Source organism: Micromonospora fiedleri (assembly GCF_016774385.1).
GTDB classification, from domain to species: domain Bacteria; phylum Actinomycetota; class Actinomycetes; order Mycobacteriales; family Micromonosporaceae; genus Micromonospora; species Micromonospora gifhornensis.
In genome coordinates this window covers 1-439 of sequence record NZ_JAETXL010000122.1, presented here as the reverse complement: position 1 = coordinate 439, position 439 = coordinate 1, and the positions used below count along the sequence as shown (strand labels likewise).

The 439-nt window shown below is 72.0% G+C and carries 1 protein-coding gene; it reads left to right on the top strand.

Annotated features, from left to right (window positions below; all coding sequences use genetic code 11):
* Window positions 1-79 precede the first annotated feature (79 nt).
* On the top strand, window positions 80-439 hold a 360-nt coding region (locus tag JMF97_RS30925; RefSeq protein ID WP_238360476.1), incomplete at its 3' end, for a YbaK/EbsC family protein.

Sequence of the window (439 nt, the reverse complement as noted above, 5' to 3'; positions counted from 1 at the left end):
GGGTCAAAGCTGGGCCGGAGCAGGGCCGACGCAGGAAGCCGCTGGCCTCCAGACCGGGAGCGCAGCTAGGTTGGCGCACATGACGGGACGGGGTACGCCGTCGATGGTGCTGCTGACGAAGCACCGCATCACCCATCGCACCCATCCCTACGCTGTCGCGGCGGACTCGCCGAACTACGGCGCGTTGGTCGCCGCCGCGATCGGCGTACCGCCCGGACGGGTCTTCAAGACCCTGATCGCCGAGGTGGCCGGCGCCCTCACCGTGGCGATCGTGCCGGTGACCGGCGAGCTGGACCTCAAGGCGCTGGCCGCGGCGGTCGGTGGCAAGCGGGCCAAGCTTGCCGAACGTGGTGCGGCCGAACGCGCCACCGGCTACGTACGCGGACGCATCCGCCAGTTGGGGCCACGTAAGCCGCCGCCCACGGTGCCCGACGACCCC